General features: G+C 35.4%; 28 protein-coding genes. 27 read left to right on the top strand and 1 reads right to left on the bottom strand.

Annotated elements, in window-relative coordinates:
* From F823_RS11120 to F823_RS0101480, 24 genes are all read left to right on the top strand, one after another.
* Positions 1 to 177 carry a hypothetical protein gene (locus tag F823_RS11120; RefSeq protein ID WP_002845612.1) on the top strand — a complete coding sequence of 59 codons (177 nt, stop codon included), beginning with the start codon at positions 1 to 3 and terminating at the stop codon, positions 175 to 177.
* A gap of 33 nt (positions 178 to 210) precedes the next feature.
* Positions 211 to 2058: a phage tail family protein gene (locus tag F823_RS0101590; protein WP_002845611.1), complete on the top strand. Its 1848-nt coding sequence runs from the start codon at positions 211 to 213 to the stop codon at positions 2056 to 2058.
* A gap of 1 nt (position 2059) precedes the next feature.
* The gene (locus tag F823_RS10745) at positions 2060 to 2752 is read left to right on the top strand and encodes a LysM peptidoglycan-binding domain-containing protein (protein ID WP_019595298.1); all 693 of its coding nucleotides are present in this window, start codon (positions 2060 to 2062) and stop codon (positions 2750 to 2752) included.
* The gene (locus F823_RS0101580) at positions 2752 to 4746 is read left to right on the top strand and encodes an XkdQ/YqbQ family protein (protein ID WP_019595297.1); all 1995 of its coding nucleotides are present in this window, start codon (positions 2752 to 2754) and stop codon (positions 4744 to 4746) included. Before F823_RS10745 ends, F823_RS0101580 begins: the two co-directional genes overlap by 1 nt.
* A gap of 12 nt (positions 4747 to 4758) precedes the next feature.
* On the top strand, positions 4759 to 5076 hold the full coding sequence (locus F823_RS0101575) for a hypothetical protein (RefSeq protein ID WP_002845605.1): 318 nt from the start codon (positions 4759 to 4761) through the stop codon (positions 5074 to 5076).
* Positions 5076 to 5519, top strand: coding sequence for a DUF2634 domain-containing protein (locus F823_RS0101570; RefSeq protein ID WP_002845604.1), 444 nt, complete (start codon positions 5076 to 5078; stop codon positions 5517 to 5519). Before F823_RS0101575 ends, F823_RS0101570 begins: the two co-directional genes overlap by 1 nt.
* A complete protein-coding gene (locus F823_RS0101565) occupies positions 5506 to 6558 on the top strand; it encodes a baseplate J/gp47 family protein (protein WP_002845603.1) in 1053 nt (350 codons plus the stop codon). Before F823_RS0101570 ends, F823_RS0101565 begins: the two co-directional genes overlap by 14 nt.
* Positions 6558 to 7103: a putative phage tail protein gene (locus F823_RS0101560; protein ID WP_002845602.1), complete on the top strand. Its 546-nt coding sequence runs from the start codon at positions 6558 to 6560 to the stop codon at positions 7101 to 7103. The genes F823_RS0101565 and F823_RS0101560 overlap by 1 nt, the downstream gene beginning before the upstream one ends.
* Position 7104: 1 nt before the next feature.
* Positions 7105 to 7635: a hypothetical protein gene (locus F823_RS0101555; protein WP_002845601.1), complete on the top strand. Its 531-nt coding sequence runs from the start codon at positions 7105 to 7107 to the stop codon at positions 7633 to 7635.
* Positions 7635 to 8681: a PQQ-binding-like beta-propeller repeat protein gene (locus tag F823_RS0101550; protein ID WP_002845599.1), complete on the top strand. Its 1047-nt coding sequence runs from the start codon at positions 7635 to 7637 to the stop codon at positions 8679 to 8681. The genes F823_RS0101555 and F823_RS0101550 overlap by 1 nt, the downstream gene beginning before the upstream one ends.
* A 10-nt stretch (positions 8682 to 8691) precedes the next feature.
* Positions 8692 to 9108 (top strand): hypothetical protein, encoded by a 417-nt coding sequence (locus F823_RS0101545; protein WP_002845597.1) that lies wholly within the window; start codon positions 8692 to 8694, stop codon positions 9106 to 9108.
* A complete protein-coding gene (locus F823_RS11390; protein WP_019595296.1) occupies positions 9108 to 9224 on the top strand; it encodes a CD1375 family protein in 117 nt (38 codons plus the stop codon). Before F823_RS0101545 ends, F823_RS11390 begins: the two co-directional genes overlap by 1 nt.
* 11 nt (positions 9225 to 9235) lie before the next feature.
* Entirely contained in the window at positions 9236 to 9442 is a 207-nt protein-coding gene (locus tag F823_RS10475) for a CD1375 family protein (RefSeq protein ID WP_002845596.1), read from the top strand.
* Positions 9443 to 9517: 75 nt separating this feature from the next.
* The gene (locus F823_RS0101530) at positions 9518 to 9871 is read left to right on the top strand and encodes a hypothetical protein (protein ID WP_019595295.1); all 354 of its coding nucleotides are present in this window, start codon (positions 9518 to 9520) and stop codon (positions 9869 to 9871) included.
* The gene (locus F823_RS0101525; RefSeq protein WP_002845594.1) at positions 9864 to 10115 is read left to right on the top strand and encodes a phage holin; all 252 of its coding nucleotides are present in this window, start codon (positions 9864 to 9866) and stop codon (positions 10113 to 10115) included. Before F823_RS0101530 ends, F823_RS0101525 begins: the two co-directional genes overlap by 8 nt.
* Before the next feature lie 55 nt (positions 10116 to 10170).
* Positions 10171 to 11598 (top strand): N-acetylmuramoyl-L-alanine amidase, encoded by a 1428-nt coding sequence (locus F823_RS0101520; RefSeq protein ID WP_002845593.1) that lies wholly within the window; start codon positions 10171 to 10173, stop codon positions 11596 to 11598.
* A 312-nt stretch (positions 11599 to 11910) separates the two neighbouring features.
* On the top strand, positions 11911 to 13359 hold the full coding sequence (gene miaB, locus F823_RS0101515; RefSeq protein WP_002845592.1) for a tRNA (N6-isopentenyl adenosine(37)-C2)-methylthiotransferase MiaB: 1449 nt from the start codon (positions 11911 to 11913) through the stop codon (positions 13357 to 13359).
* Positions 13360 to 13373: 14 nt separating this feature from the next.
* Positions 13374 to 13934, top strand: a complete 561-nt coding sequence (locus F823_RS0101510) for a hypothetical protein (protein WP_002844689.1) — start codon at positions 13374 to 13376, stop codon at positions 13932 to 13934.
* Between the two features lie 108 nt (positions 13935 to 14042).
* Positions 14043 to 15707 carry a glutamine--tRNA ligase/YqeY domain fusion protein gene (locus tag F823_RS0101505; RefSeq protein WP_002844676.1) on the top strand — a complete coding sequence of 555 codons (1665 nt, stop codon included), beginning with the start codon at positions 14043 to 14045 and terminating at the stop codon, positions 15705 to 15707.
* Between the two features lie 128 nt (positions 15708 to 15835).
* The gene (locus F823_RS0101500) at positions 15836 to 17200 is read left to right on the top strand and encodes a GTP pyrophosphokinase (RefSeq protein ID WP_002844710.1); all 1365 of its coding nucleotides are present in this window, start codon (positions 15836 to 15838) and stop codon (positions 17198 to 17200) included.
* Between the two features lie 25 nt (positions 17201 to 17225).
* On the top strand, positions 17226 to 18101 hold the full coding sequence (locus tag F823_RS0101495; protein WP_002845591.1) for a radical SAM protein: 876 nt from the start codon (positions 17226 to 17228) through the stop codon (positions 18099 to 18101).
* Positions 18102 to 18291: 190 nt separating this feature from the next.
* Entirely contained in the window at positions 18292 to 19914 is a 1623-nt protein-coding gene (locus F823_RS0101490; protein ID WP_002844727.1) for a Na/Pi cotransporter family protein, read from the top strand.
* Between the two features lie 56 nt (positions 19915 to 19970).
* Complete coding sequence (add, locus tag F823_RS0101485; RefSeq protein WP_002844678.1) at positions 19971 to 20975, top strand: adenosine deaminase; 1005 nt, start codon at positions 19971 to 19973, stop codon at positions 20973 to 20975.
* Positions 20976 to 21002: 27 nt separating this feature from the next.
* Positions 21003 to 21824 carry an Mrp/NBP35 family ATP-binding protein gene (locus F823_RS0101480; protein ID WP_002844695.1) on the top strand — a complete coding sequence of 274 codons (822 nt, stop codon included), beginning with the start codon at positions 21003 to 21005 and terminating at the stop codon, positions 21822 to 21824.
* Positions 21825 to 21892: 68 nt separating this feature from the next.
* Here F823_RS0101480 and F823_RS0101475 read toward each other — a convergent pair whose 3' ends face one another.
* A complete protein-coding gene (locus F823_RS0101475; RefSeq protein WP_002844707.1) occupies positions 21893 to 22135 on the bottom strand; it encodes a hypothetical protein in 243 nt (80 codons plus the stop codon).
* 114 nt (positions 22136 to 22249) lie between these two features.
* Here F823_RS0101475 and F823_RS0101470 point away from each other — a divergent pair, with 114 nt between their 5' ends.
* The 3 genes from F823_RS0101470 to F823_RS0101460 are packed head-to-tail and all read left to right on the top strand — an operon-like array spanning position 22250 to position 24347.
* Entirely contained in the window at positions 22250 to 22879 is a 630-nt protein-coding gene (locus F823_RS0101470) for an NUDIX hydrolase (protein WP_002844701.1), read from the top strand.
* On the top strand, positions 22864 to 23181 hold the full coding sequence (locus F823_RS0101465) for a GIY-YIG nuclease family protein (protein ID WP_002844738.1): 318 nt from the start codon (positions 22864 to 22866) through the stop codon (positions 23179 to 23181). Before F823_RS0101470 ends, F823_RS0101465 begins: the two co-directional genes overlap by 16 nt.
* A 44-nt stretch (positions 23182 to 23225) precedes the next feature.
* On the top strand, positions 23226 to 24347 hold the full coding sequence (locus F823_RS0101460) for a DUF3810 family protein (protein WP_002844724.1): 1122 nt from the start codon (positions 23226 to 23228) through the stop codon (positions 24345 to 24347).
* The last annotated feature ends 98 nt before the right edge of the window (positions 24348 to 24445 follow it).

Below are 24445 nucleotides of genomic sequence, written 5' to 3'. Positions count from 1 at the left end.
ATGACTTACTATTTGTGGTCTAGGGGACGAATACTTCCGTCAAAGGCTTATGAAATAATGAATAACAAAAAGGGAGAGTATAAACTATTAAAGGCATTTGCAGAAATGGAAATGGAAGAAGAAAAGGAAAGACTCGAACTTAAAATAGCGATTGCAAAGGCAGGTATGCGTATATAGATACCTGCCTTTGATATATTCAGAGGTGATGGTATGGACGAAGAAAGATTAGAGGCAATCATAACTTTAGTTGATGACTATACGGAACATGTATTGCCAATCATTCAAAGAACTAAAGAACTGAAAGACACGTTAGATAAAGTAAAGACTGATATACCAGCTCCTAAGGATAACGCAACCCCAATCTATAAGCGTATTATGTCTCTTATCAGTAAGATAAAAAAAGAAAAAATAACTCCTAAAGAAGTATTAATTAGGGGCGCTAAGGCTGCGAAAAAACTAGCTGAAATTAGAAAAGAGGCTATGTTATTAAATGCTAAAAGAATAGCTTTAAATATAAAAAATACCTCAACGGCTAGTATAGCTAAACTTGGTAGAAAATTAAAAGATATAGTTAAAAAAAGATGGGATGCGAGGGTTGGAGTTAAAGACAAGGCAAGTGGTACTTTAGGAAAAATAAAAGCCATGTTAGGGGTATTAGCCGCAGGAGTTGTTATAAAAGCTACCATGCAAAAAGGTATGGAGCTTGAACAACAAAAGGTATCTATGGAACATTTCATGGGAGTTGGTAACCAAGGTAAGTCGCAATCTCAAATAAAGAGTATGACAAATTCCTATATAAAGCAATTGAGGGCGAATGCTAATGCAACTCCATTTGAAACAGGAGAGGTAATAAAAGCGGGTACAAGAGCCCTAACTATATCGGGTGGAGATACTAGACAATCCATGAAACTAGTTAAACTAGCGGAAGATATGGCTGCTTCTGACCCTAATAAAAATATGGGTGATGCGATTGAGGCATTAGCTGATGCTAAAATGGGTGAATTTGAAAGACTAAAGGAATTTGGTTTCAAAGGCACCAAAGAAGATTTTGACAAAGCTGGTGGAGATTTCTTTAAAATGAAATCTAAAGACGGTCAAACGTTGGATGGTTTATTTGGTGGTCTTGCTGCAAAACAATCTAAAACATCTTCAGGAATGCTATCTACCATAAAAGGCAACATAGGGAATTTACAACAAAATTTAGGAACAGGAATACTGGAAGGGATAAAGCCAGCCCTAGCACAGGGAGTAAGTTTATTTTCTCAATTTGGAGACAATGCAGGTGTATCGCTTGGACAAAAAATTGGTGGTGGCTTAAGTAATCTTATCCAAGGTCTAATGGGGCTAGCATCTGGCATAGATTTAGGTGGGATTTTTGAAAGTTTCAAAACAGGAGTTCAACCTGCAATTGATTTGTTTCAAACATTCTACAATCACATAAAGAATAAAACTCCAGAATCACAGGCGATTTTACAAATTTTTGGAACGATAGTTAGGACTGTATTCGAGGCAATGCGTCCAGTAGTACAGTTAGCAGGCGATGTTATTAAAGGTGTTATGAGATGGATTGCTGAACACTCAAGGGAAATACAGTCAGTTATACAAGCTTTAAAGGTTATATGGGATATAGCATGGAAAGCTATAACGTTAGCCGTAATGACCGCTGGGAAGCTTATAAGACCTGTAATTAATGGAATAGTAACGGTTGTTGGCGGAATTGCTGATGCTATAAATGGAGCAAAAAGAGCATGGGATAACTTTAAAAAAGCTATATCAGGCGGAGCCCATATTAAAGTGACAAAAGAAGAAATTACTGAAAGGCATAGACATGCTTATGGACAAGCAAGAGTACCTTATAATAATTATAACGCTACGCTTCACGAAGGTGAGCGTGTACTTACTAAGCAAGAGGCTAATCAGTATGATAACAATAAAGGTAAATCATCTGGTGTTAATATAAATATCTATGGACTGGCTGTAAGAGAGCAAGCAGACATAGACTTAATAGCAGCTAGGATAGTAAAGAAGATGAATATAGCAATAGCAGGGGGTGTGTAGGATGTCAATAGAAGTGTATTTAAATGCTAATGGGGATAATCTACGCTTTCCTGTATGTCCTGCTGAGGTAGGCAAAAGTATAAATGCAGATATATCAGGGGAAAAAATAATAAAACGTGGAACTGTAAACATATTCAATGGTTCTGAACCAGATTCAATTTCGCTTAGTGGTTTTTTTCCTGATGCATCTGCTACATATGGGTTTATAGATGTAAAGGGACAAGATCCATATGGATATGTGAATAAGATTGAAAAATGGTGTAAGAGTGGTGAAAGGCTAAGATATATTGTAACCGGCACACCAATTAATCTACCGGTTAAAGTATCACATTTTGAGTATAAAGAAAAAGATGGTTCTGGAGATGTGTACTTCGTTGTAGAGTTAAAAGAGGATGCGGATATTAATATCCCTGAGTGGTCGCCCACACCAGTTAGTGGAAATCCTAGCAATCCTGTCGCAAACAAGGTTTATTCTAGACCGAGAAATAATGTAGATTTAGGCAGGCTTAAGGTGAAACCTGGTAAGGTACATACGGTTAAACATGGTGAGTATTTATATCTAATTGCACAAAAATACTATGGGAACGGTAAATTGTATCGAAAAATATCACAACATCCTGAGAACCTAAAGAGGTATCCTAAGTTGAAAAATTCAAATGTAATATATAGTAATTGGAAGTTGGTGATTCCATAATGGCAACTTATGAAAATAAAGATATAGAACTTATAGTACATATAAGAGGTGGAAAATTTTATAAATTGTCTAGCGTGCTTTCATCAGTAGTTTGGAGTGGGGATATTAAATCCCCCTCTAGGACTTTAGAATTTAGTTTTTTGCAGGCTGTAAATGATGCCAAGGTGCAACAGCTAGGGATTGTAGAGGGGTCTACATGCTGTTTTTACGTTGGTGGTAAGGAAATATTTAGAGGAACTATAATAGATATTGATAAGTCAAATTCAAATAATGAAATATCTATGACTGCCCATGATATAGGCTTCTTACTGGCTAAGGACCAAGTCAATTATAATTTTGTAAATAAGACGGCGTGTGATATAGCCAAGGAAGTTTTTAAGGGCAAGGATAAACAGCCGCCACTTAAGTGGGGTAAGATAGCGCCGGCAGGGACTAAGATTACTAAGATGTTTATAGGTGCAACTAGGTACGATACTATCATGAGTGCCTACACAGCCCATTCAAAGGCAGATAAGGACCATAAAAAATACATGGTAGAAGTTGATTTAGATAAGTTCAACATAATTGAAAAAGGAGTTACTAAGCTTAAAATTATGTTTGAAGAAGAACAAAACCTTGAAGTGGCCACTTACAAGGTATCTATGGAAAATATAGTGAGTAGGGTTGTAGTAGTAGATGAAAAAGGTAATAAGATAAAAGAAAGCCTAAACGCTGAACTTAGAAAGCTATATCAGTACATATCAAAGGTAATAGAGCAGAAAAAAGATAAGGCTATCACTGATGAAGAGATAAAGGCTGAATTTAAGAAGCCTGAAAGGTCTTGTAGCTTGTCTGGGTATGGTGATATATCCTGTAAGTGTGGCTATAAGGTACAGGTAAAAGATAGCTTTACGGGGCTTATAGGTGAATTTTATATAGATAAAGATAAACACACATGGTCTGGTGGCAAGTACACAGTTGATTTAGAATTAAACTTTGATAATATCATGGATGAAAAGAATGCAGGTAAGGATGAAACAAAAGAATCATCTTCAGATGGTGCTGGTGGTAGCTCAACAAAGGACTGGGGGCATGGCGTAACTGCCGAAATGCTTAATAAGGTATTAAAGGGGCCATTAGCAGGCAAGGGTGATCTTTTTGTAAAATATGGAAATATGTATAAGGTCAATCCTATGTTACTACTTATGATAGCCAGAATGGAAACAGGTGCAGGTTTTGATTCTAACTTAGCCAGAAATTGTAATAACTTTTTTGGTATTAGAGATCCAGACCCAAATATCAGAAAGACTAGTGGAGGGTTTGGAATATATTCTAGTATAGAGGAAGGTATAAAAAGAGGATTTCATTTTATAGGCATATCTCATATACACAAGAAGAATCGCTCCTATGACCAGATTATATCTACATGGGCACCGAAATCTGATGGCAATAATGTCGCTGCTTATATAGCAAATACAAAGAAATGGTATAAAGAGTGGACTGGCACAGACTGGAATGATAGCAAGCGTGGTTCTGGCGTGGCATCTGATGCAGAGGCAGAAGCTAATGTGGTTGCAACATCAAGTGGAACATCAAGCAGTGGTTTAACTGGAGTTGTTAATGTTGCTACTAAGTACCTAAGGAATGGAGTTAATAAACCGGGCTTTGCTTGGTGTTGTTGGTTTGCGACTAAATGCTTAAGAGAGGCGGGGTACACTCCCGTTGCAAATACAAACCTATGTGATGCGTATTACACAGCGTATAAGAATGTTGGAAGGCTTAAAACACCTAATGAGTATATACCTAAGCCTGGAGATACTATATTCTTTTACGGAAACGGTGGGTACTCACGAAGGTATACAAATCATGTTGGCATCGTAACCGGTGTTTCTGGAAGTGGTGAATCAATGAAAGTGCACACAATAGAAGGTAATTCAGGAAATAAAGTAGCGGCTAGGACATATGGCAAATATAGGTCTAGCTGGGCTAGAATAGTAGGTTATGGAGTAAATTAGGGGGGAGGAAAAGTGAGTAGTATAAGTGAGTTTATAGAAATAATTAGAAACGAAGGAATGAGAAATTACACACCTTCTTTTTTTTATGCGGAAGTTACTAGAGATTATCCCAATATAGAACTAAAATTTAATGATATGACTTTAAAAAAAGAACAAATAAAATATACATCTTGGATTAAATTTTTATGCGAGGGATATATAACCGAAAATGCTAACGGTCCTGAATCCCATAGGCATAAAATTAAAGATATAAAACTCAAAAAAGGTGATACGATTCTAATTAAATTTGATGGTGATAGTGTACTTATATTAGATAGGGTGGTGGTTTAATGGAAGAAACATTTTTCCCTTTTATAGGCGTGCCTAGTGACTATGTAAGTGAAATACAAACGGAACTTCCCTTACTTTATGAGTATGCTTATGACTTTGATACTAATGATTTTATAGTGGATCCAATAACAAACGATTTAGTGGTAGTTACTGGCATTGATGCTCTAGAGGTGTGGATATATAAGGCTGTACTTACAGATAGATTTGAATACCCTGTTTACTCATGGGATTATGGTACTGAACTTACTGACCTAGTGGGGCAAAAATTTAGTAAAGGTCTTACTGAATCGGAGGCTTTTAGGTATATAAAAGAAGCGTTAATGATTAACCCATATATCAATGATGTTGATAATTTAGGTGTTACCTTTGATGGAGATACAGTGACAATAAAAATAGCTGTAGATAGTGTGTATGGGGGTGTTAAAATTAATGTTCGAAGATAGGACGCATGAAAATTTAAAAAATGAAATATTAAATAGCTATAATTTAGATATAGCAAAGAATGAGGGGACCTTTTTAAATGAAATTGCTAGTGGTTCCGCTCTTGCCCATGCTTCTATATACTCGGTGCTTGAAAAACTTCTTAGTATAGCCTTTATAAAGGATAGCTATGGGGATAGTTTGGATAAGAGGGTAGAGGAGTTTGGTGTAAAGAGAAAAGAGGGTACAAGGGCAATGGGCCATGTTACTTTTCATGGAGCTGATGATACTAAAATATTTAGGGAAACTCCTTTAACGTACGGCGGTCTAAGTTATTTCGTTGTATCCGTTGAAGAATATACTACTATTTCAGATGGAAGTGCCAGAATTCTAATAGAAGCCGATGAAGTTGGTAGTGAATATAATCTCCCATCAAATGTAGAACTGTCTTGTGATATAGATGGTGTTGAAAGAGTTTATGGATACACGCCTTATTACACCGGAACAAGCCAAGAATCAGATGAGGAACTAAAAGAAAGATTCTTTTATATTCAGGCTCATAAAGGTACATCCGGAAATGTAGACGACTATATCAACTGGGCTTTACAGGTTGATGGGGTCAAGAATGTAAAGGTGATACCACTATGGAATGGTAATGGTACGGTAAAGGTTGTAGTAATGACTAAGAACAATAGAAATGTATCAGAAGAAGTTGTACAGGCAACTAAGGATTTTATAGAAATAAAAAGACCCATTGGGGCTAACGTTACAATTGTTACTCCTACTGTGCTGGAGGTAAATATATCTGCTACAGTGGAGTTTGATAAGTCTACAGACCTAGAAAGTATAAAAGCTGAATTTAGGGAAAGAGTGGATGAATATCTTGTAAATGCAGTAAGTGAGATAACTTATACTAAAGTGGCTGGTATCCTAAGTAGGATTGAGGGAGTGATTGACTACTCTAATCTTACTGTAAATGGTGGTACTAAAAATATCAAGCTAATAACTGACCAAGTGGGTTCTGTAGGTAATATAGAGCTGCAAGAAGGGGTGATTGATTAATGTTTAATTTAATTGAACTATACCCCGACCATTTACAAAATAAGACGATTAGTGAGATATTAAAGGTTGAGCAGGAACAATTAGAACTAGAAGAAAAAGCAATAGATAATCTTATAAGAGAGTTTTTTATAGATACAGCTACTTTTAGTCTTGATACTTGGGCAAAATTTGCTGGTATAGAAGATAATCCGTTACTTGATTTAGATATAAGACGGTCAAATATAAAGGCTGCGTTAAAGGCTAAGGAAACAACAACTGTTGAGGTAATCAAAAATATAGCGGAATCCTATAGTAATGGTACCTGCGAGGTCATAGAGGACTATGCTAATTACAAGTTCGCTGTAAAGTTTACAGGCACTGTAGGAGTGCCTAGCAGGATTGACGAAATAAGAAAGATAATTGATAAAGTCAAGCCGGCACACTTGGCTTACGACTTTGAGTTTAAGTATCGAACTTGGGATGACATTAAGGCACTAGGAAAGACTTGGAACGAGTGGAAAAAACTTGGCAAAACTTGGAACGATTTAAGAGAGGGGGAACTGTAGCATGGAAGGATATAAAAAGACAGATAATATCGGGTTTAATAAGATTACTGGTGATAATATCGCTGATATCGAAGCTGTAGCAGAGAATTTTGAACTGTCTGATGAAAGTCTTGGAGACATAAAAGGGACCGTCCTAAATGGCTATGACGAGGTCGAGCACGGCGAGAAGTCGGCTGCTAACTTTGTAAAGTTCATCTGGGGCAAGCTTGGCAGCATTGAATTGACAGACTTGAAAGTCAAGGTCACAACATGGAGTGGGGACACCTTGAATGCGGTCTTGGATAAGATAAAGGGCTGGATAGGCACACTAACTAATCTCAAGACTAAAGAGAAAAGTAGCCTAGTCGGGGCAGTCAATGAGCTACACGACAACAACGAAAATCTCAAGCAGGCTGAAATCCTAGACAGACAGTATATAAAAAAACTTAAGCGTGATATATCTGGTGAAGATGAAGCACTAAAGCTGAATAATGAGAAATTTGCACAGCTACTAGGTGTCAGCATTGAGGACATCCGAGGGGGTGTTAGTTAGTGATAAGGTTTAGAAGAAAAGTATATGAAAAGTTGCTTGATGCGTTAAGTCAAAAAATAAACTTGATAAAAGATAATATCAATGAAAATTGCATCAATTTACCTGCTATAGATGGACTAACTGACATAGAAAAGCTACTTGAAAGTCATCATATAAAATCTGGAGATTTCTTAGAACCTGCCTCGAATACAATAATGGGTAAGACATATTGGTATGGCAATGGGTTAATTCCATATAAGGATAAGATATATATGATTGGGCTATTTTCTGTTGATCCCATTGTAATTATTAGCTCCAGTGCTGATCATGTAGCTATTTATAACATCAGAACAAATGAATGGGAATCATCTAAAAAACTGAAATTCAAAAGAGGACTAGGTTCATATTGTGCGAAAGATAATATAGTATACTACTTCTCGTATGACGATAATAGGCTTTGTTCGTACAACTTAGATACTGGAGAGAATTTGGATACAGGCATTGTAGCCTCTACTGATAAATCTTATTTATTGTTAAAAATGACCGCATACAAAGATAATATATACTTCGTGGGATATAAAACCCCTGAACTCTATGTATATAAAATTGATATGAGTACTAAATCAATATCAAAATACTCAAGTTATAACTTAAGAGATACAGATGTATCTCCAAGTAACTTTAGTGTCTGCTATGACAATAACTATATATATTTTTCTGATGGACTTAAAATATATAGATTTGATATTGATACGAGAACATACATACAGGTAATTGATTTAACTACGATCGCAACAAGAAAAAACTATTACGTACAAACGGATGCTATTAAATATTCAATAGATGATTTACTGATTAATGGAGATGATTTACTGATAATTTCTAGAAAAATAATTTCTTTGAATTTAAGTACAAAAACTTATAAAATTAGTAAATCAAACATAAGTGAGACGAAGAATGTTCCAAAAATCTGTAGCAGTTGCCTTTATAAAAAAGCGGTGTATGTAAAATCAGGACCTGGTGACATCGAAGGAAGAGATAATATTTTCGTAAAATGGTTTATTTAGGAGGTAAAAAATGACAACAATTAAAATATGGGATAAAAAATCAGACTTAAATAATATACCAAAAACAGCGTGGGAACAAGCATATCCTGAATCGGCATATAAGACATTAGTACTCGTTGATAGTGAAGTTTTATGGCTTGAAGATATCAAGAGCCAAGGCTTTTCAGGAGACACAGACGTGGCAGTAGTAGAATCATTCCTTGCCAAGCGTGAGGAAGACAGGCTAAAGGCTGAAAAAGAGGCTAAGGCTCAGGCTGATCATGAGAAGTCTGAGATAGAAAAGCGAGTTGAAGAAGAGGCTAATAAAGTGAGGCTAGAGTATGCAGTAGCTGTAGCAGAGCTTACAGAAAAGATTGAAAAGGATAAGGTGGAACTATCTACAGCTATAGTAGAAGCTATAGAGATGAAAGCAGGAGGTACAGTATAATGAGTGCATTAGCTAATTTGTATGTTTATTTGATTAAGCAGAAAAAGAGAACAATTGAACAGGTCCCAGACTTCTTGAAAAAAGAAGTTGAGGGTCTGCTAAAAGAATCTGAATAGAGGTGTTATGTATGAAGAATTTAATTGATAGGATTAGGTTCTTTTTTTATTGCATAAAAGTATCATTGGAAGGGGGTGAGTTGGATATGGCAATGTGTTATGTAACTTGTATAGTTGCTGGTGTTAGAACTTATGCACAAGTTCCAAAGTTCCTAAAGGCTAAGGTTAAGGAATTACTTATAGCTATGGACCTAGGTGAACTTGTAAAGGAAGATTAGTAGCAATCTGAATCTCATAGACCTGGGCATGTCTTAAAACTGCCTATTTTTTTCAATAATAAGGAGATTGAAATTTTGAAAACATTAGTAGAAATGTGTAAAGGATATGGGATACAGGGAGCGTGGACTATAGCACTGTCGGTACTTACTTACTTAGTTCATAAAAAGTTAAAAAAGCATGAGGAAATTGTTGAAAAAAGCAAAAAGAAACAAGAAAATATAGAGATTGGACTTCAAAGCTTGCTTTACTTTAGACTTACAGAGCAGGCTAAGATGTATATTCGTCAAGGCTATATAACACTTCAAGCCTATAAAGATTTGGAGTATTTTTTTACTGCATATTCTAATTTGGGTGGTAATGGAGTGGCTAAAAAGTTGTATGAAGAATGTAAAGAGCTTCCGATAAGAGAGGAGATGTATTATGAGTAGAATTGAAAATAAAATAGAAAAGAAGTCAAATAGGGTCGAAAGGTATAAGAACCCGTACTTTTGGATTGGTCTAGGGGGTGTAATTTTAACATCTTTACAGGTGGAAGCTACTAGCCTAACATCATGGTCTAGTGTGGGGGATTTGCTTTTAAATACGCTGTCTAATCCGTATCTGCTAGGCACTACAGCTATGGCGATATTGGGTGTAGTGATAAATCCTAGCACTAAGGGGATAGTGGACTAAAGGGGGATATAGCCCTCTTTTTTGATGTGAAAAGTTGAGTAAAAAGGAGTTTATTATGATAATTGATATACATGCAGGTCACAATCCTGCTAATAAGGTAGCTTGTGGGGCAAGTGACTTACTGAATGAATCTATAGAAAATAGAATTATACTAGGGAAGTTAAAAAATATCCTTACTAGTCAAGGGCATAAGGTCTATGACAGTACTTGTAATGATGGGTATAGTGTAGGAGATATAATAAACAAGATTGTGAGGAGTGTTAACTCACATAAGGACACGGAGCTGGCTGTATCTTTGCACTTCAACGCATATAAACCACAGCACCACCAAGATGGCCATGTGATGGGGTGTGAAGTGCTACATTATGATGAGAGGACCTTTAAATATGGCACTCAGATATGTAAAAATCTTAATGCTATAGGCATACCGACACATGGACAGCCTAACAAGATTAGAAGAGATCTAGGCTTTATAAGGTCTACTAATCCACTAGCAATACTTATTGAAATATGCTTTGTTGATGATAGTGACGATTACAATAGGTACAAGGGGCATGAGGACGCTGTAGCACAAGCTATAGCACTAGGATTGCAGTTAAAGAATTATACGTCAAGCAATCAATCAAAACCTAGCACGCAGGCTACTACAAGCCCTAGCAAGCCTTTAGATAGACCGATAATTGATGATGTCAAGTTTGTAGGCAATCCGACAACTTGTGTGGCACAGATGGAAGCGTGGGCTATAGCTAATAATGCTATTGAGTTTGCTAAGATTGCTAAGTCTTGCTATGATACTTGCATAAGTATGGGATTGGATCCTGCACCTGTGTATGCTCAAACTGCCCTTGAAACTGGCTGGCTATACAAGAATGGGCAGTCGCAGGCTGGTATAAATGCTAGTTATCATAATCCATGTGGTCTAAAGGTAACTGCTGGGGGTAGTGACTACGATAAGAACGCTCACAAAGTTTTTAAGGACTGGAGTGAGGGATTTAGGGCAATGGGTCAGCATCTACTACTATACTACGGTGCTGAGGGATATCCGCTTAAAAATCCTGTGGACCCTAGGCATTTCAAATTCCTATTTGGAAAGGCTAAGACAGTAGTCGGTCTTGGTGGTGAAGGTAAGTGGAATAATAATCCTGAATATGGTAAAAACATCATGAAGTTATATAGGAAGCTACTAGCGACTGAATATAAAAAACCTGTTGAAACGCCTATAGCTCCTAATATCGATACTAACAATCTTACTATAGTGACTTATACTAATATCGCTGATATGCCTGCTGCAATGCTTATAAATACTTGGCTGGGCTATCCTGTAGTCAATACTAATTCATTTGGATTTGATAGGACTAGGTATGCTAACATTCTTCACGTAGGCGGTGCTGGTGCTCCTAGTGGCTCTACAGTGCTTGCTGGTAGGACTAAGTATGATACGCTTGATGTGGTAGTTGATTATATAAAAAAGAATAAGAAGTAACTAAAAAGGGTGGCTTAGTTGCCACCCAACTTTTTTAGAAAGCTATATACAGCAATTTAAGGTATAAAACCCTTTACAAAATTTGCTACATCAAGACTTTTTTCTTTTATCATTTTTCATATATTCGGGGAGTTCATCAATTCTTGCACGGTCTAATCTATAAATATCATATTAAAAAAATGGGTCCTGTATGGCTGATAAATGAAAACTATATAAAACAGAAGTACAAAAAGCGTGATTCTATGGTAAAATAGAATGTAGTAAATAAATAAGGCACTGGTTACAGTGCCTTTATAGTGAGGAGATATAGTTTTGAGTAAAAGAAAACAAAAACAAGTTTCTAAAGATTTAATTTTAGAACAAGATAAATATATTGAGAAGTTATTTTCAATGAATGAAGATTATTTTTTAAAGAATGGAAAACGAAAATCGTATTTCTGCCTGACATTTGGATGTCAAATGAATGAGCATGACTCAGAGATGTTAATTTCAATGTTAGAGTCAATTGGTTATTCAAGAGCTCTATCAGAAGATACTGCTGATATTGTAATATACAATACATGTGCAGTAAGGGAAAATGCTGAGCTAAAGGTGTATGGTAACCTAGGTCACCTAAAGTCAATCAAGAGAAAAAGACCAGACATGAAGATAGTTGTCTGTGGCTGTATGATGCAGCAAGAGCATATAGTTGAAGAAATAAAGGCAAAGCACCAACATGTAGATCTTGTGTTTGGTACTCATAACCTTTACAAGTTCCCAGAGCTACTAGCAAGTACATTTGAATCAGACAAGATACTTGTAGATGTTTGGGATATAGATGGCGAAGTTGTTGAAGGTTTAAAGTCAAACAGGAAATTTGATATAAAGGCATTTGTAAATATTATGTATGGTTGCAACAATTTCTGTACCTACTGCATAGTTCCCTATACAAGGGGTAGGGAAAGATCTAGAAAGCCTAAAGATATAATTTCTGAGATAGAAGACCTAGTAAAGGGCGGAGTTAGAGAGGTTACATTACTTGGTCAAAATGTCAATTCTTATGGTAAGACATTGGAAGAAGATGATAGGATTAGTTTTGCAGACTTACTAAGAAGGGTTAATGAAATAGAGGGGCTTGAGAGGATAAGATTTATGTCTTCTCATCCAAAGGACATATCAGATGATGTGATATACGCTATGAGGGACTGTAAAAAAGTCTGTGAGTTTTTACATTTACCATTCCAGGTAGGTTCTACATCACTTTTAAAGAAGATGAATAGACACTACTCTAAGGAAGACTATCTAAATATTATCAAGAAGGCAAAAGAAGAGATACCTGATCTTGCCTTTTCTACAGATATTATGATAGGTTTCCCTGGAGAGACAGACGAGGATGTTCAGGATACAATAGATATATGTGAAGAGGTAAGATTTGATACGGCCTTTACATTTATATATTCAAAAAGACAGGGAACACCTGCAGCAAAAATGGAAGACCAAATACCTGAAGAAATCAAGCATAAGAGGTTTGACAAGGTCCTTTCTGTAATAAATAGGATATCAGGTGAGAAAAATCACCTATACGATGGTAAAATTGTAGAAGTCTTAGTAGAAGGTGCTAGCAAGAAAGATTCTAGTATTATGACTGGAAAATCAAGACAAAACAAGACTGTGAATTTCACTGGAGGGGATGAGTCTCTAGTAGGTAGGCTTGTAAATGTCAAGATTACTGATCCTAAGTCATTTTCGCTTAATGGGCAGCTAGCTGAGGTAGTATCATAATAGGAGAGTGGACTATGACGAATAAAAAAATAATAGCCTTATTGTTTTTTGCTACCAGCCTCCTAGTGGGTTGTGGAGAAAAAATAGATAGAGAGCAGTATATAGTCTCTACAGATGTAAAGGAAGATAAGGTTGAATACGAATTTTATAACAATTCAGTAGTTGATAGTGGCTATAACTGGTATAATACTTATATAAGTAATCTGATTCAACCCTTAAAAGACAGAGACTATAAGATAGAACCACAAAAAGTTAAGGAACAGATAAGACTTGTGAATAATAAAATCAAGGAAGTAGACGGTATTGACCCTAAGAAGGTTCAAAAAGCAATAGACTTGGTTGCAAAGGACCAGTCAAAGAACAATATAAAGGACAAGGTCTATGATGATAAGATGAAAGACTCTAAAAAGAATGTACCCCACAATATTGAAACGATGGTAAAAATGTTGAGGTCCATTGAAGATGGGTTAAAACTAGGGCTAGACGGAAGTTTTGATGATAATGATAGGTCAAAACTTGACCAGGTTCAAAAGAATTTGATTTCTGTATATGACGATACCCTGTTAATCCATTAAGTTAAAACAAGATAATGTTAGGTCAGATGAGAGATCAAACATATATCCAGATAAAATATGTATTATAAAAATTTAAAATCTATATAAATTAATAATCAGGAGGTAAGTATGGCTTACGACAGAGAAAACTCTAACTTTATAAGAAACATAATAATAGATGACCTAGAATCTAAAAAACATGACAGTATTATAACAAGGTTTCCACCAGAACCAAACGGCTACCTACACATAGGTCATGCCAAGTCTATATGTCTGAACTTTGGCCTAGCTAGAGAGTTTGGTGGAAGGGTAAACATGAGATTTGATGATACGAATCCTGTAAAAGAAGACGTTGAATACATAGAATCAATCAAAAATGATGTAAGATGGCTTGGTTTTGATTGGAACGAACTTCATTTTGCGTCTGATTATTTTGATGAGATGTATTCAAGAGCAGTTCTATTAATCAAGAAGGGGCTTGCTTATGTAGATGACCTTACTGCCGAAGAGATGAAGGAGTACAGGGGAACTCTTACTGAACCAGGTAAGGATTCACCTTATAGAAATAGAACAGTTGAAGAAAACCTAGACCTATTTGAAAGAATGAAAAATGGAGAGTTTGAAGATGGTGCTAAGGTATTAAGAGCTAAGATTGACATGGCATCACCAAACATCAACCTTAGAGATCCAGCTATATACAGGATATCTCATTCTACTCACCACAATACTGGTGACAAGTGGTGTATATACCCTATGTATACTTTTGCCCATCCACTAGAAGACGCAATTGAAGGTATAACTCATTCTATTTGTACAGTAGAATTTGAAGCCCAGAGACCTTTCTATGATTGGGTAGTAAAGGAATGTGAAATGCCTAAGGTTCCTAGACAGATAGAATTTGCAAGACTTAATATGACTAATACTGTAATGTCTAAGAGAAAGTTAAAACTATTGGTTGACAATGGTATAACTGATGGTTGGGACGATCCTAGAATGCCTACAGTATCAGGTCTTAGAAGAAGGGGTTACACACCAGAGGCTATCAGAAACTTCTGTGCGGAAATAGGTGTATCAAAGGCTGATTCTGTAGTAGATAGCCAGATGCTTGACTTCTTCCTTAGGGAAGACCTACAGCCTAAGTCTCCACTTGCAATGGCTGTTATTAACCCACTTAAACTAGTTATAACTAACTATCCTGAAGGGGAATCAGAAGAAATAGAAATAGAAAACCACGCAAAGAACGAAGAAATGGGCAAGAGAATGGTGTCATTCTCAGGTACCCTATATGTTGAGAGAGACGATTTTATGGAAGTTCCGGCCAAGAAGTACCATAGACTGTATCCAGGTAACGAAGTCAGACTAAAGGGTGGATACTATGTAAAATGCAACGACATTATAAAGGATGAAAATGGAGAAGTTACAGAAATCCATTGCACATACGATCCTGCTACTAAGTCTGGTTCAGGCTTTGAAGGTAGAAAAGTAAAGGCTACAATCCATTGGGTAGATGCCAACAATTGTAGACCAGCTGAGTTCAGACTATATGAACCATTAATTCTTGACAATGATCCTGAAAATGAAGGCAAGCACTTCTTAGATCAGATTAATGAAAACTCTCTAATAATTAAGAATGGTTTTGTTGAAAAGACTGGTACAGAAGGTATTAAGCCAGGAGAAAGACTACAGTTTATCAGAAATGGATTCTTCTGCCTAGATACAAAATACTCAAGACAAGACAATCTAGTGTTCAACAGGATAGTACCTCTTAAGAGTTCTTTTAAAATTGCAAAGTAAATAATATGTATAAATACTTGACTAGTAAGGTTATACCTAACCTTGCTAGTCAGTTTTTTTGTTGATTAACTATATAGCTTTATAAATTTGTGGTATAATTAACTTAATGAGAGTGCGTGGAGGACAGTATGAGTCTAAAAGAATTTGAATTTATTGATGATGCTATTTCCTTGTTAAAGGAGCAAACACCAGCCCTTGAGGTTATAGAAGATGAGTTGGTAAGGTATTTTGGATCACTCCCAATTAAGGATGGCCAGTTAATAGCCGTTAGCTCCAGAATCAAGTCTGAAAGTAGTTTAAAAGAAAAAATAATTAGAAATAGATATATGGTAGACTATGATAGGGCCAAAGATCTTATATCTGATATACCTGACCTTATAGGTGTTAGGATCGAGTGCAAGTTTGTTAAGGATGAAAAAGAAATATTTATGCGAATTAAAAAGTTATTCAACATGACTGATGATGGTAAGTTTTTCTATTCAAAGGCAAACAAGAATATCCTGCTATATATGTTTGATAGGCAGCCCCTAAGACAAAAAAATGGGTTTGAAATCTACAAAATTGACGGTGAGTATACATTCTTGAATAGGAAAATCAAGTTTGAACTCCAGATTAAGTCACTTGTAAATGTCTTTTGGAGTGAAATTGAACACAAAATTATATATAAAAATTCTACTTACTTGTTAGAAGATAAATTTTTGAAGGATATGATGTCATCTATAAAGAATAATCTTACAATGATAGATGACCAGCTACTAAATATATACGATAATTTCAAGTCTGGAAACAGTGTAGATAAGAATACTAGCAAAGACGAGATACATTCCCTATTTGCTAAATTTTTATATGACGCTATTACTGTCAAGATGGAAAACCAGCTTTCATTTAAGATAGACTTCAAGAAGCCTTGTGAGACCATCCTTAGTTATTCTATGAATAAGTATGAGAAACATCCCGACTCCCTAAGTGCCTTTATGACAGAGGAATACAGGAAGATAAACGGCTTTATAAATAAGGACATAGACTTTAATGCAACACTTGAAATAGATGAGGACCTTAAATTTGAGGATGAGTTTTTCTCTGATGTGTCAGCAATATTTATAGAGAAGATGAATAGTGAAGTGACATGGAATTTATTCTTTAGAATACTATTTGAACTTGAACCTGATTCAAATACGGATGACTTTAAGAATTTCTTGAGTTTTTACAAGAAGTCTCTTATAAATATAGAGAGTATCATAAATATAGTCGATAGGTTTGGTGAATACAGCAATAGGATTATAGATGATATGTACAAGTGCATATATAAAATGATCCTAGAGGTTGGACGTATCGAAATATTTTATGACTATAATATTAGTAGGATAAACAAGCTAGCATCAGAAGGTCTAGAGTATGTATGTTATGAATTTGATACTTACTATGATTACATGGAGCAAAGAAGGATAATATCCAAAACTATGGAAGATTCTTTGATAAAAATATTCAAATAAGAGTATTGTAAAGGAAGTGAACAAAATGAAAGAGGCTTTATCATATCTAAGATTGATATTAACCGAGGAGAATAGCCACAAACCAATTTATTTAAAACCTACTATAGAAGCAAATATTATTGATCAGGATAGTCAGGCCATGAAGCTAGATGACTACAAAAAATCGATTGATTTCTTTGCTAAAAGAGGGCTCAAAAAAATAAAGTTTGTGGGTGGTGAACCACTTGAATACAGGGGTTTGGACCAACTTATAGAATATGCAAACAAGTCCGGTATTGAAGATATAGGCATTACTACTAATGGACTTGGACTTGGTACTAGAGTATTAGACCTTAAGGCTAAGGGTCTTACAAATGTAAATTTATCCATAGACTCCCTAAAAGAGTATAGGTACCAGGCCTTGATGCAGGGGGCCAACCTTAAGGAAGTATTTTTGTCTATTGATGCTTGTAGGTCAGCAGATGTAAAAGTAAAGATAAACTGTACAGCAATAAAGGGCTTTAATGATGACGAGTTGCTTGATTTTATGAAGTTGTCTATATCTAATGATATAGATATCAGGCTAGTTGAACTGCTCCCATACGGCATAGACCCAAAGGTATATGAAAGAGGCTACTTAGACCTAAGAGAGGTTATAGACAACACAGAAGGCATACTTGAAGAAAAAGGTGAAGAAAAGAGTCTTGGTGATTATTTTAGGATATACGAAGCCAAGGGAAGAATAGGAATAATAACTAAAAATCATAGAGAATACAAGGAAGACCTAAGGAGGATAAATATTTCTAATAGGGGATATATGAATGTAGGTCAGTTACAGAAAAATGAATATTTTATCAAACCATTGCTAGACGACAAGATGGCCATGAACATACTTTTTAACAAAATTAAATTCGGTGTTTAGTTTATTTATCTAGTCGAGCTCAATATATGAAATTATGTTAAGATGATGTTAAATTTAACCTTATCTTAACATTTTTTTTACAATTCGTGATATTATATTAGCTGTAGGGTATTGTGGTATGTAGCTTAATATATAGCCATGCAAATTTGAGGAATGCCTTATAAGCAAATCGATTAGGAGAGGTGAAGAAATGGAGATAGCAATATCTTTGATTGCTGGTCTGGGTATGTTCCTTTACGGTATGAACGTAATGGGAGATGGTTTACAAAAGGCAGCCGGTGATAAACTTAAAAAAATTATTGAAATGTTGACTACCAATAGGATAATGGGAGTCTTGGTTGGTGCAGTTGTTACTGGAATCATACAGTCTTCAAGTGCTACTACAGTTATGACAGTTGGATTTGTAAATGCTGGAATTATGACATTAAAACAAGCCATAGGTATTATAATGGGTGCCAATATCGGTACTACTGTTACAGCCCAACTTGTATCTTTTAGTATTGAAAAGTATGCTCCGATAGCTATCGGTATAGGTGTTTTATTTTGGTTATTTTCAAAGAACACTACAGTAAAGAATTTTAGCGAAATCTTGATAGGTTTTGGTATACTTTTCGTTGGTATGAACTTTATGAAGGCAGCAGCAGCTCCAGTATCAGAGATGCAGTCAGTACACAATGCCATGTTGTATTTGAGTAGGAACCCACTTCTTGGTGTCTTGGCCGGTTTTATGATTACAGGTACTATACAGTCGTCAAGTGCTTCAATAGGTATATTGATAGTTCTTGCGTCACAAGGTGTGTTACCAATTACAGCTGCTCTACCTGTTCTATACGGTGATAATATTGGTACTTGTGTTACATCACTTTTATCTACTATAGGTGCTAGCAGAAACTCTAAGAGAACTGCTCTTATGCATTTATGTTTCAATGTTATAGGTACAATACTATTCATAGTTGTACTTTCAAGACCTATAATTAGAATAGTTGAGAATGTAGACCCTACTAATGTTCCAAGACAGATAGCCAATGCTCATACACTATTTAACCTAGTGAATGTAGTGATACTTCTTCCGTTTAGTAATTATATAGTCAAACTTGCCTATAAACTTGTTCCACTAAACGAAGAGGATGAGGATGAAAAGCTAGCAACTACTAAGTTCCTTGATGATAGAATGCTTGAAACACCTTCAATAGCCCTATCAAATACAGTGGATGAAATAATTAGAATGGCTAGTAGATCTACAAGGTCTCTTAATTACGCCTACGACTCAATAAAGTCTGGAAGTGATGAACTAAGATCAAAATCATTTGACTACGAGCAAATAGTTAATTCTTTACAGTACGATATAACTAATTTCTTATTTAAATTAACTACTAGAAACCTTAGTGACGCTGAAAGGATAAAGACTGATGTCTTGTTTCATATAGTTAACGATATAGAAAGAGTCGGTGATCACGCTGAGAATATAGCAGAGATTTCACAGGAATTGTCTGATAAAAATGTAGTATTTTCAGAAGAAGCTATAAAGGAGTTAGATCTAATATTTGATATAGCATCAAATAACTTCTATGACTCTATAACAGCAATTAAAACAAACAATCTTGAGCTGGCTGAGACAGTAGCTCAAAGAGAAAAGAAGGTAGACCTACTTGAACAAAGTGCTAGAAACTCACATATGGCAAGGTTGCACGAAGAATCTTGTTCTGTTGAAGCAGGTATATACTTCTTAGATATAATTTCAAACCTTGAGAGAATTTCTGACCACTCAAAGAACATAGTTGAAGAGATGAACAGAATGCAGGGACATATATAAGTTAAAGCCCCATTTGGGGCTTTTTTCTTATAGAATATTTTTAAATGGAGGATAATGTGCTTAGTAGAGATAATATAGATATAAAAAAATTGCCAAAAATAGACTTACATAGACACCTAGATGGGTCTTTGAGGGTCGAATCTGTAATTGATGAAGCAAGAAAACAAGGTATTGACATAGGTGATTATAAGGACATTGAGTCTAGACTTACCGCCAAGGAAAAAGAAGCTTCTTTAGTAGATTATCTGAAGTGCTTTGATCTACCTATAAAACTTATGCAGACAAGTCAGGCCCTTGAAAGGTTTACCTATGAATTTTTTGAAGATGCCTATAATGATGGGTTGGTATACTTAGAACTGAGATTTGCACCTGTACTGCATACTCAAAAAGGCCTATCCCTAGCTGATGTCATAGGGGCAGTAAAAAGAGGTATGGACAGGGCTACAGAGGATTATCCTATATATGGAAATATAATACTTTGCTGTATGAAGAACTTATCCCAGGACCAGGCAATAGAAACCATAGAAGCTGGGAAAAAATTTATAGGTAAAGGTGTTGTAGGAGTAGATCTTGCTGGACCAGAATGTGAAGGCTTTGCTCACAAGTTTATAGATGCTATGAAATTGGCAAAATCATATGGCTATAGGATTACCATACATGCGGGCGAAGCTGCTTCTGGACAAAATGTTGCAGATTCTATAGAACTCTTAGGAGCTGAGAGGATAGGTCATGGTGTAAGAATTTTTGACAATTCTAATGCATATGGTATAGTAATAGATAGGGGAATTTTATTGGAAATCTGTCCAACTAGTAATATACAGACCTCTACAGTAGAAAGAATGGATGCCCACCCTTTTATTGACTATTATAAAGAAGGAATTAACGTATCCTTTAATACCGACAATACAAGGGTATCAAATACCAACTTAAGTAAAGAATTATCAATAGTTTTTGATATGTTGAATTTGGACAAAAATGGGTATAAAAACCTATATGTAAATGCTGTTAAATCTTCATTTGCATCCGAGGCCGTAAAAAATAAATTACTAGCCCTAATATAAATTAATAAATTTTTTGGAGGTTTTAAAATGACAGAAGAAAATAGAGCAATAGGTGATTCAACAAATAAGCCTAACAACAATATCAAAAAGGTTATAGGCGTTATGAGTGGCAAGGGTGGAGTTGGTAAGTCAACTGTGACAACACTCTTAGCCCAGCAGTTAGTTGAAAATGGCCACACTGTAGGAATACTTGATGCAGATATAACTGGTCCAAGTATTCCAAAGTTACTTAATATGGGTGATGCTAAGGCATATTCAGATGGTGATTTTATAGTTCCAGTTATGTCTCAGTCAGGCATAAAGGTAGTATCACTAAACCTTTTGATAGATGAAGAAGAGGCTCCAGTTATATGGAGGGGGCCAATGGTAGGTGGAGCTGTTCAGCAGTTCTACAATGACACAGTATGGGGAGATTTAGACTACCTATTAATTGATATGCCTCCTGGAACAGGTGATGTTGCCCTTACAGTAATGCAGTCTATAAGACTTACAGGAATAGTTATGGTATCTATACCTCAGAACCTAGTGTCTATGATAGTTGCAAAGGCTATTAACATGGCCAAGCAGATGGATATACCAGTTATTGGATTGGTTGAAAATATGAGCTACGTTCCATGTCCATCATGTGATGAAAAGATAAGAATATTCAAGGATGACAACTTGGACAGCTTCTTGAAGGAATACGACCTAGACCTATTAGGTGAGTTACCTATGTCAGCAGAAGTGATAGACATTACAAACAATGGTATCAAGTCACTTAGCCCAGGCCTAAAAGAAGAAGTAGTTGCTATGACTAAAAAGGTTGAGAACTACAAGAGGAAATACAGTATGTCAATGTTTGGTAAATAAGCACTGATAAAGTAAATAAAAATAAAAAATGACTAGCTAAGTCTATCTTGGCTAGTCATTAGTTGTAACTAAAGTTTCTTTATTGATTTTATTGAATTTATAGGAATATATAAGTTATGGTTTTCATCTGCTCCTTCAATCGTAGAGTTTTTTGAAGTATGAGTTAGGGTAAGTGACAAATCGTCTACGTCCGAAATTACACCATAAAGTTTTTTTCTTGATAGATATGAATCAAGTTCTACAAACTCATTCATATGTTCATCAATAAATTCACTGAAACTCAAAGGTCTTCTTTTTCTAGCGTTCAACATAATTACACCCCCTTAAACAAATCTCTATGTTGAATTTTTGAAAACATTTACCTGTTTTATTAAATATATTATATAGCATAATTAAGTGAAAGTAAAGGAGTTTAAGCAAAACATATGAGTTTTTATAGTAAAAATGAAAATAGAATTAAATTAATTGAAGTTAGATATAAATCTAAGTTTCTGAATGTATACGAGGTGATGTATAAAAATAAACTAAACCAGGACAAAAAATGGATTGTAGCCTCAAGAAAAAACAAAAAAGATTACACAGATTTATTAAACAAAGATAGGGAGTTCGGTGCTGATGCAGTATTAATTGTAGGTATGAACAAGCAAGCAGATACCGATAGACTAGTCCTTATAAAAGAATATAGGGTCCCAATAAATGACTATATATATTCTTTGCCTGCTGGTTTAATAGACAAGGATGAAGACATATATGAGTCTGCAATAAGGGAGATGAAGGAAGAGACAGGTCTTGATTTATATGACATTAACAAAGACCTTACCGTTGAGAATTCATACGCTTCCGTTGGTATGTCAGATGAATCACTAGCCATAGTATACGGAAAGGTGAGAGGGAATATATCCAAAGACTACCAGGAAATCAGTGAAGATATAGATACCATTTTGGTTACAAGAGAAGAAGCTAGACAGATAATGGATTCAAATAGCCCAATAGACATAAAAGCTTTATTGGTCCTAAGGGATTTTGTAGGGGATAATATATGTTCACATATCTAATAAGGTGTGAGGATGGGTCCCTCTACTGTGGATATACAACGGATATTGCCAATAGGTACAAAAAGCATAAGGATGGAAAGGGAGCCAAATATACCCGAAATAAAAAAGTGAAGAGCTTGGAACTATATATAGAGTTATACTCAAAGTCTGATGCTATGAGACTTGAGGCCCTTATAAAAAATAGATTTTCCAAGAAAGAGAAGGAAGAACTTATCAATGGAGATGACTCACTTATAGACCAATTTCAGCTAGATTACAAACGTATTGTAAGAAGACCAGATATGGATATTTTGTATACATAACAGATTAAAATTGTGTTATAATATATCATGCTGGGGGTGAGGAAATGTTTAAATTTAAGATCGGACCTATTATGCTATTTATAGTGTCGGTGTTTTTTATAGGGTTGGCATCGAGGTATAACAAGGCAACCGAATTGATTTATACAAATGTTATAAACAGATTTTTTAGAGAAAAACTAAGTCTGATATTTGATAAGATATCTGTTCCAGTTGGGGATATAGTAACTGTAGTTATCATCATATTTATTTTATTGGCAATAATAAACTTTATCAAGAATATAGTAAGACCCAAAAAATGGATCACATATATCTATAGGCTGTTCTGGGGCAGTGTAAATGTCATATGTGTATCTATGTTCATATATGTTTTACTTGCTGGACTTAATTATCATATACCAGACCTATCGACATCGTTAATAGAAAAATACAATCACAAGTATTCAACAGAGGTCAAGGTAAATGCTGACAATGCCAAAAGGGTCGAAGTTTACAAGTATATAGAGTCAAAGGCTGTTGAGACAAAAGAACTTTTAAATACCAATAGTGATGCTGGTGATTCGGATAATTCCAGCTGGGACATAAGGGATATATCAGCTCAGATCAGTCAGGGATACAGTATTATATCAGACCAATTCCCTATCTTAGGTGGTCATTACTGCCTACCTAAGTACTCTATCAAGTCGCCAGTATTTAATATCATGGGGCTTGATGCTAGGTACTATATGTTGACAAATGAGGTGAGTGTAAGTAACGAGCTACCATCTTTATATCAGCCATTTATATTAGGCAAGTACATGGCATACCAAAGAGGAGTTGTAAAAGAGGATGAGGCAGAGTTTTATTCATATCTCGCCCTAATCAATTCTCCTGATCAAAAGTTGAGATATTCAGCTTATATTTCTATGTTGGAATCACTTTCAGAGGGGTTGAAAGTAACTGATAAGATAGAATACAATAGATTGATGTCTTCACAGAGCCATGCTATAAAAAAGGATATAGAAATAATCAGAGCCTATAAAGCTAGCTATGGTATGGGTAAGGACTTTAAGGACCTATACAATTATACATTTAGAAGGGTGAATGGTGACGTAAGAGTTGAACCAGTGAATAGTCAGGTTGCTTATATACTCGCTACTTACTATTCGCTTTCTCCATATCAAAACTAATATAAGTGGTATCCAATTGTAAAATGGGTACCACTTTTTAAAATCCATCACTGTCAAGGTCGCGTCTTTCATTGACACTTGTCAGTCTTTGTTGTAAA

Origin of the sequence: Peptostreptococcus anaerobius VPI 4330 = DSM 2949 (genome assembly GCF_000381525.1) — a bacterium.
In the GTDB taxonomy this organism is placed as follows: domain Bacteria; phylum Bacillota; class Clostridia; order Peptostreptococcales; family Peptostreptococcaceae; genus Peptostreptococcus; species Peptostreptococcus anaerobius.
This window is presented reverse-complemented; position numbering and strand designations above follow the sequence as displayed.